This window comes from Actinomadura rudentiformis (genome assembly GCF_008923185.1).
GTDB classification, from domain to species: Bacteria; Actinomycetota; Actinomycetes; order Streptosporangiales; family Streptosporangiaceae; genus Spirillospora; species Spirillospora rudentiformis.
Genome location: NZ_WBMT01000034.1, coordinates 107456 through 115054 on the forward strand (window position 1 = coordinate 107456; position 7599 = coordinate 115054).

7 protein-coding genes are annotated in these 7599 nt (G+C 68.3%); 2 read left to right on the forward strand and 5 right to left on the reverse strand.

The features are described 5' to 3' along the window. Nucleotides 1–28: 28 nt before the first annotated feature. Genes F8566_RS47615 through F8566_RS47625 form a run of 3 tightly spaced genes read right to left on the reverse strand, consistent with a single transcriptional unit; the run spans nucleotide 29 to nucleotide 2870 of the window. On the reverse strand, nucleotides 29–1123 hold the full coding sequence (locus tag F8566_RS47615; RefSeq protein ID WP_151570744.1) for an NAD(P)/FAD-dependent oxidoreductase: 1095 nt from the start codon (nucleotides 1121–1123) through the stop codon (nucleotides 29–31). Next, on the reverse strand, nucleotides 1120–1443 hold the full coding sequence (locus F8566_RS47620) for a cupin domain-containing protein (protein ID WP_151570746.1): 324 nt from the start codon (nucleotides 1441–1443) through the stop codon (nucleotides 1120–1122). The genes F8566_RS47615 and F8566_RS47620 overlap by 4 nt, the downstream gene beginning before the upstream one ends. Continuing rightward, a complete protein-coding gene (locus F8566_RS47625; RefSeq protein WP_151570748.1) occupies nucleotides 1440–2870 on the reverse strand; it encodes a lysine N(6)-hydroxylase/L-ornithine N(5)-oxygenase family protein in 1431 nt (476 codons plus the stop codon). The genes F8566_RS47620 and F8566_RS47625 overlap by 4 nt, the downstream gene beginning before the upstream one ends. Before the next feature lie 599 nt (nucleotides 2871–3469). On the opposite strand from F8566_RS47625, the gene bla reads away from it, so the two are divergent. Then, nucleotides 3470–4420, forward strand: a complete 951-nt coding sequence (bla, locus tag F8566_RS47630) for a class A beta-lactamase (RefSeq protein ID WP_151570750.1) — start codon at nucleotides 3470–3472, stop codon at nucleotides 4418–4420. Nucleotides 4421–4551: 131 nt separating this feature from the next. Here bla and F8566_RS47635 read toward each other — a convergent pair whose 3' ends face one another. Together F8566_RS47635 and F8566_RS47640 are read right to left on the reverse strand one after the other, a co-directional pair. Beyond that, nucleotides 4552–5355: an SDR family NAD(P)-dependent oxidoreductase gene (locus tag F8566_RS47635; RefSeq protein WP_151570752.1), complete on the reverse strand. Its 804-nt coding sequence runs from the start codon at nucleotides 5353–5355 to the stop codon at nucleotides 4552–4554. A gap of 12 nt (nucleotides 5356–5367) precedes the next feature. Further along, on the reverse strand, nucleotides 5368–6390 hold the full coding sequence (locus tag F8566_RS47640; RefSeq protein ID WP_151570754.1) for an RNA polymerase subunit sigma-70: 1023 nt from the start codon (nucleotides 6388–6390) through the stop codon (nucleotides 5368–5370). A 314-nt stretch (nucleotides 6391–6704) separates the two neighbouring features. Here F8566_RS47640 and F8566_RS47645 point away from each other — a divergent pair. Continuing rightward, a partial coding sequence (locus F8566_RS47645; protein ID WP_192810264.1) for a serine/threonine-protein kinase occupies nucleotides 6705–7599 on the forward strand: 895 nt, incomplete at its 3' end.

Sequence of the window (7599 nt, forward strand, 5' to 3'; positions counted from 1 at the left end):
GTCCCGGCGGCGGATTTCAGTGAGGTCGTCAGTGGGGCACGGGTTCCCGTACGGCAGTCATGCCTGGGCGGTCGAACGCGTCGAGCGCCTCTGCGGCGAGTCCTGGTGCCAGCCGTACGCCCGAGCCGGAGCCGCCACGGATGGCGGCGAGCCCCGGATGTTCCGGCGAGGTCGTGACCACCGGCAACCGGTGGTCGGTGTAAAGGTCACAGAAGGCACGGCCCCCTGTGACCGCGGCGGCGGCCATGGGACTGCGCCGGCCCAACGCGGCCCGCCCCTGTCGTAGGTCATCCGCGTTGGGCCGGCCGTCGCAGGCCTCAGGATCGGTGTCCCATTGGTCCCGGTAGAAGCTCACCAGTGCCACACCGGCGGTCAGCGGCACCAGGAAGAGGTCATCGTCAACGAAGTAGACGAGCGGGTCGTCCAGGCTCACCGGCAGCCGGGCATGCAGCGCCGCGATCCTCTTCCGCCGGGCGCCCGGGGCCTCCGGCAGTCCGTCCACCGGCGGTGTCCAGGCCCCGCAGGCCGTCACGACGCGGCGCGCGTTCCACTCGGCATGGTCGGTCCGCAGCCGATAGCCGTCACCGGCCGCCTCGATGCCTTCGACACGCTGCCCGAGCTGGACCTCGGTGCGCCCCGCCGCCTCGATGATCAGGGCCTCCGAGATCGGACGCGCCGCGACGACAAGACCTTCGCCGTCATGGGTGACCACGACTTCGTCCGCTTCGAGCCGCAGATCGGGCATCATCCCGGCGACGCGTTGGCGCTCCCCCGGCGTGGCCGGCCGCAGCGCCGTCCCGACGACACGTTCGCCGAACGCCCTCAGCCCGCTCTCCCGCAGCACGTAGATCATTTGTACGGGCCGAAGGAAGGGGCCCGCGGCACGCTCCCGCAACGCCGCGTACCGTTCGCGACCGGCCAGGACGAGCTCGCGGTGCCGAGCGGTGGCGGCGAGCGGAAAGCTCACACCGGCCGACCATGCCGTGGCCCCCGCACCGATCGCGGACCGCTCCAGCAACAGCACCCGCCAGTCCGGATGCCGCCGCAGAGCCTCGTGCACCACGAACGCCCCGATGACCCCGCCGCCCACCACAGCAAGGTCGGCGCCCGCCGGGCCGGTCATTTGGCCGCCCACCAGACGCTGAACAGGCGCAGCTGTTCGCCGCCCGTGTTGGTGATCTGATGAGGGACCCGGCTGGCGAGGTAGATCATCTCGCCCGGCCCGACGTCCACCCGGGACTCGCCCGACACCACGGTCCCCGATCCCGAGCGGACCATCCAGAGCTCGGCGACATCGTGGACGTCGAGCTCCGACGTCCGTCCGGGCGGCACCTCGAAGCGCGAGGCCTTGAACGGCCACTCGCCCACGGCGGCCTCCTCGATCACCATGCCGCTCTCGTAGAGCTCGGGTGTCCGGTAGCCGATCCTCTCCGGCTCGTTCACAGCGCCTGCACCTCCGGTTCGTGAGCCGCGGGCTCGGCGGCCGGACCGTGCCAAGCGATGGTGGCCTGCTCGTCCTCGATCCGGTACACCGTGCGCCCGTGGATGGAGTTGATGATCCGCGCACTCCGCCAGGAGGCGAGGCTCAGATTGGGGTCCGCGATGCCGTGGCTGGCCTCGGCCGCGTTCTGCACGTACAGCCGCAGGTCTTCGGGCCCGTCCCAGTCCAGCGAGTAGTCCCGCCGCACACGCAGCCGTCCGTCGCCATCGAGCAGGCGCCCTCGCAACGGCTCCAGATACTCCGGGAATTCGGCCCGGTAGCCCGTACAGCAGATGACCACGTCCGCCGCGAGCGTTTCGATCGCTCCAGTGTCGTCGTCCCGCAGCACCACCACGAGCCGCCCGTCGTCCTCGCGCACCAGGTCGACCATCCGCCGGCAGGCCAGCAGCCTGTGCCGGAACCGTGCCGCCATCAGCACGTCGAGCTCGTACAGCCGCCGGTAGATGTCCCGCAGCAGCGACTCGGTGACGCCGTCGCTCGCCATTCGCTGCCGGGCCAGCAGCACGCGCCTGCGGTCTTCCGGCAACCCATGGAAGTGGTCCACGTACGCCGGATGGAACCACTCATTGGTGAATGGCGAGTCGTCCAGTGGCAGAAAACCCACCCGACTCGATATCCAAGTCAACGAAGAGGGTAGGGCATCAACCGAAAGCAAATGATTGACGACCTCCGCCCCGCTCTGCCCGCCGCCGACCACCACGACATCTCGTCCGCCGACAACCGGCGCCGCCTGAATGAGCTCACTGCTGTGCAGCACCGACGACCCCCGCAACTTTGCCGCGAACGGAGGCATGACGGGCGTGCGCCCAGACCCCAGCACGACATTGCGAGTGGCGACCGGCTCGGCGCCGGCACACCGCACCTCGAACATGCCGTCACGCAGATCCACCCGCTCCACGCGATGGCCCCACCGAACGCTCTTCAGCTGATCGGCGGCCCATTGGTAATAGCGCTCGAACTCCTGCCGCGAGCACCGGTCGGCATTGGCGATGAGGAACCGGTAGAGCCGGCCCTCCTGCGCCAGGTAGCCGAGGAACGACAGCGGGTTGCTGGGATCCACCAGCGTCACGAGGTCTTTCAGGAACGAGACCTGCAGCTGAGCACCCGGGACCATGATCCCGCAGTGCCACCGGAACGTCTCCTCGGCTTCGAAGAATCGCGCTTGGAGCTCGAGTGGCTCCGCCAGGGCCGCCAGGCTCAGATTCGACGGTCCCAGCCCGGCGCCGACGACGTCGAACTCCTCCACTGGCCACCCTCCATTCCGCAATTCGTGGTCGCCCGGATACCGAGCGCGTTGAACGCAACTACGAAACAAGGTGGAAACAAACTGCCGAAATGCACTGACCGGTGCATGTCTTTCAACCTCCATGGGAGGGGCACAGGCGCCACTGTTACACGGCTTGCGAGCCCTGAAAAGCCCCCGCCACCACAAAGGCGAGAAACCTCACCAATATCCCCGTCTGCTAATCAAACAATCAACAACTGCTTGTTCAGCACTACTTATGCCCACCCGCCCCGAAAGGCGAATATCCATCACCACGCCAACAAAATGATCAATGCGATGACCTGGGGGTCACCCTGTCTTACCAGATGTCAAGAGGAGGATATTGCCAACGCGATATTATCGAGTGTCAACCATCTCTACCGTCATTTGTGGTGAATCCTGGATATGGCAGCCAGGCGTCCCGGGTGCTACTCGACACCCCCGTCACGCAACCGGACCAAGCCCTCACCCGAGCGATGCCCATCCCGGCCAGAGCCGGCGGTGGCGAGCAGGCTCCCCACCTGCACCGGCCTTGCACTCCCGACGACACGACGCCAAGAAGCCATGAGGCCACACAAACACCCAGCCCACAGCCCATATATATGCGAATAAATATAGATCCTCAACTGATATCAATATTGGACACCAAGCGCGACGTCTGGTCTGCTCTTCCTCCAACAAAAGATCAAGACGAGGGGCACACCATGCAGCAGACCCGTTCCCGGCGGCTCTCAGCCAAGCTGGGAATCTCCATAGCGGTGATCTCCACGGTGTTCACCGGCGCCTGCAGCGCCCAGGGCACCCCCGCCACGCGCAGCGCCGGCAGCACCCAGACCACCGCCCAGGTCAACGTCACCAAGGAGTTGCGCAAGCTCGAAACCGACTACAAGGGACGCATCGGCGCGTTCGCGATCGACACCGGCACAGGCAAGACCGTCTCCTACCGGGCCAACGAACGCTTCCCGGCCGACTCGACCTTCAAGGCACCCCTGTGCGGCGCCATCCTCCAGAAGGCACGCACGTCCGACCCGGGCCTCCTCAACCGGATCCTGAAATGGACCAAGGAGGACGTGGTGCCCAACTCCCCGATCACCACCTGGGGCCGGAGCCCGGTGGGCGGCCTGACCGTGTCGCAGCTGTGCCAGGCGACCGTCACCACCAGCGACAACACAGCCGCCAACCTGCTCCTCAAGCAGATCGGCGGCCCCGCCGGAATGACGCGCTACTACCGTTCGCTGGGCGACAAGGTCGGACGGATGGACCGGTACGAGCCCGAACACAGCTACTGGAAGGTGGGCGACGTCCAGGGCACCATCACGCCCGCGACCATGGCGAGCAACCTCCAGAAGATGACCCTGGGCTCCGCCCTGGCCCCTCAGGACCGGCAGCAACTGCTCGCCTGGATGCGCGGCAACTACACGGGCAACATGCACATCCGAGCCGGGCTCCCCAACAACTGGCTCATCGGCGACAAGACGGGCCACGGCTCGTACTACGGGACCGGCGGAGACATCGCCGTCGTCCAGCCCCCGTCCGGCGCACCCCTGATCCTCGCGATCTACAGCCACCGCAACGCCGAGGACGGCGTCTCCGACCCCAAGATCTTCGGCGCGACCGCCTCTGTCCTCACTCGCGCCCTGGGCAAGACGTCCTAACCCCACCCCAGGCCCCCAGCCGGGCACCCCAGGCGAACGCGCCTGCGGTGCCCGGCCGCCGCCGTCGCACATCTCCCCATGGGCTGCCAAGCCACCCAGCAAAGATCATTCTCGGGGCCGTTGGTTGTGATCTAGTCGGGAGACGATCCGCCTGTGACGTTGATGATCGTGCCTGTCATGTAGCGTGCCCGGTCGGAGGCTGCGAAGGTCGCGACGTTCGCCACCTCGGCCACGGTCAGCGGGCGCTTCAAGTGCCCGCCCGAACCCACCGATTCAAGGAGGTCTTCGAACGGCACGTTCAGCTTCTCGGCGGCCCGGCGCCACATCTGCCGGGTGTGGGAACCCAGTACTTCGGCCGTCTCCGGGATGCCGTTGAGCCGCAGTCCGACGAAGCGCACGCCGTGTGGACCGAGTTCGGCGGCCAGTTGCCGGCTCATGGCCTCCACCGCGGCCCCGGCGATGCCGAATGGCCCCGACAACGCGACGGGCGTCCGGCTCATCGGTGGTGACAGGGACAGGACCGTCCCGGCGCCCGCCGCCATCATGTGCCGCGCCGTGGCCCTGGCGGTCACGAAGTTGGTGCGCGTGTAGGCGGTGATCGGTTCGGCGTAGTCGTCGGCCGACAGCTCTACCAGCGGGATTCCCTGGTTGCCGATGTCGATCCCGACTGCGTTGACGCAGATGTCGATGCTCCCGGCACGGCCCTTGACCTCCGCGGCATGCCGTTCGACCGCGTCCTCGTCGAGCGCATCCACCTGCGCTGCCTCGGCCTTTCCTCCGGCCGCGGCGATGTCGTGTGCCACTTCGTCGAGCCTGGCCCGGCTGAGCCCGGCCAGGAAGACCTTCGCCCCCTCGCGGGCGAAGGCGCGCGCGATCGCGCCGCCGATGGCGCCACCGGCTCCGTGGATCACGGCGTTCTTGGTTTCGAGCAGCATGATCGTCCTTTCTCAGAGCGTGGCGGGCAGGTCGAAGGCCGGGAACAGGCGGGTGCCGAACGTCGCCACCTCAGCCACGGCTCCGCCTTCGATGCGCAGCACCGACAGAGCGAACGCGCTGTATGCAGAGGCACCGGGAGCGCAGATGTAGGTGGCCACCGCCGGCTGCCGGTTTGCCCGCGTGGGCACCAACCGCAACGCCGGGGCGTCAGCACCGTGCAGGATCGGGGCCCACGCCTTGACGATCGTTTCCCGTCCCCGGTACCAGACGGGATCCGTGCCGCCGTGGCCACCGGCTCCGCCCTGGTGACCGGCCCTGGCGTCCTCACGGAGCACGCCGGCGACCGCCTCGTCGTCGGCTCGTTCCAGGGCGTCCATGTAGCGCTTCAGTACGGCCCGTTCCGCGGTGGTCGACGATGCGGCCCACTCCAGCCGGCGCTCCGGCAGCCGGATGCGCATGGTCAGGCGGGCCCTCTGCAGCCCGCTGTTCACCGACGCGACGCTCGTCTGGAGCAGCGCCGCGGTCTCCCCGGCAGGCCAGGCGAGTATGTCCCGCAGGATCAGCACCGCACGCTGCCGCGGCGTCAGGTATTGGATCGCGGCCAGAAACGCCAGTTCGATCGTCTCCTTGGCGACGACCGCGGCGTCCGGTTCGGCGTCCCTCGGCGCGATGCCTTCCAACAGCCGATCCGGGTATGGCTGCAGCCAGGGCACCGCGACCGGGGAAGGGAAGTCGGTGCCCGGATCCTCCGTCTGCGGTGGCCGGGACGGCAGAGCCGGGCGCGGATGGCGCGCCAGGAAGTCCAGGCAGGCGTTGGTCGCGATCCGGTACAACCAGGCGCGGAAGGTGGAAGCGCCCTGGAAGCCGTGCCGGCCCCGCCACGCGCGCAGAAAGGTCTCCTGCACGAGATCCTGCGCCTCGTCGAACGAGCCGACCATCCGATAGCAGTGCACCTGCAGTTCCCGCCGATGGTCCTCGACGAGCTCAGTGAAGACCGCCTCGTCATCCACTGCCGCGTCTTCTCTCCGGTTCACAAAGCACTCCCTCGCGATCGAGCGGTCAAATGTGGCCTGCCCTACTCCATGAGACGAGGCAAGCCGTCAGAACTCATCGCACGGAACGTGGCGAATATTCACTTAAGGTGAACGATGGGTATGCCCGGCGCCACTGGGCCCTGCACCACTGCCGTCTCCGGAGAGTGCGGCCGTCGGCGGCCATCGTTGGCCGTCTGGATGAGATGCGTAGCCCTGTTGCGATATCTGGGGCAATACTCGGCGTATCCACAGCGGCGCGCGCAGCCGTGGCCGCCGCGGTGGCTCTGGGACGGGGTGGCAGAGTGCGAACGCCGATGAGCGATCCCCAGCGGGTGGGCCCGTACCGGATCATCGGCCGGCTGGGGTCGGGCGGTATGGGCTGGGTGTACCTCGGCCGGTCTCCCGGCGGGCTGGACGTGGCGGTGAAGGTCGTACGGCCGGAGTACGCGGAGGATCCGGCTTTCCTCAAGCGATTCAAGCGCGAGGTGAACGCGGCGCGGTCCGTGAGCGGGGCCTTCACCGCGGCGGTCGTGGACGCCGACACCGAGAGCGATCCGCCGTGGCTGGCAACGGAGTACGTGCCCGGCCCGTCGCTGACCGAGGTCGTCCAGACGTCCGGGCCGTTCCAGGAGGCGATGGTGCGGCGCCTGGGCGCGGGTCTCGTGGAGGCCCTGCAGGCCATCCATGCCGCCGGGCTGGTGCATCGGGACCTCAAGCCGTCCAACATCCTGCTCGCCGACAACGGGCCGCGGGTCATCGACTTCGGCATCTCCCTCGCCGATGAGGACACGCGGATGACGCGGGAGGGCCTCATCATCGGCACACCCTCCTACATGTCGCCCGAGCAGATGAGGGGCAAGGAGGTGAGCTGGGCCACGGACGTCTTCTCGCTGGGCGGCGTGCTGGCGTTCGCGGCGACCGGCATGGCGCCGTTCGGCGAAGGGACGAGCGCGATGTACAGGATCGTTCACCAGCCGCCGCCCCTCGACCAGATGCCCCCGGGGCTGCGCGACCTGATCGGGCGGTGTCTCGCCAAGGCCGCGGAGGAGAGGCCGAGCCTGGAGGATCTTCTGGACGAGTTGCTCGTCGCCCCGGCCGGAGTGGCCGGGCCGCAGCAGGCCGGGCCGGAGCAAGCCGCGCCGCAGCAGGCCGCGCCGCAGCAGGCCGCGCCGCAGCAGGCCGCGCCGCAGCAGGCCGCGCCGCAGCAGG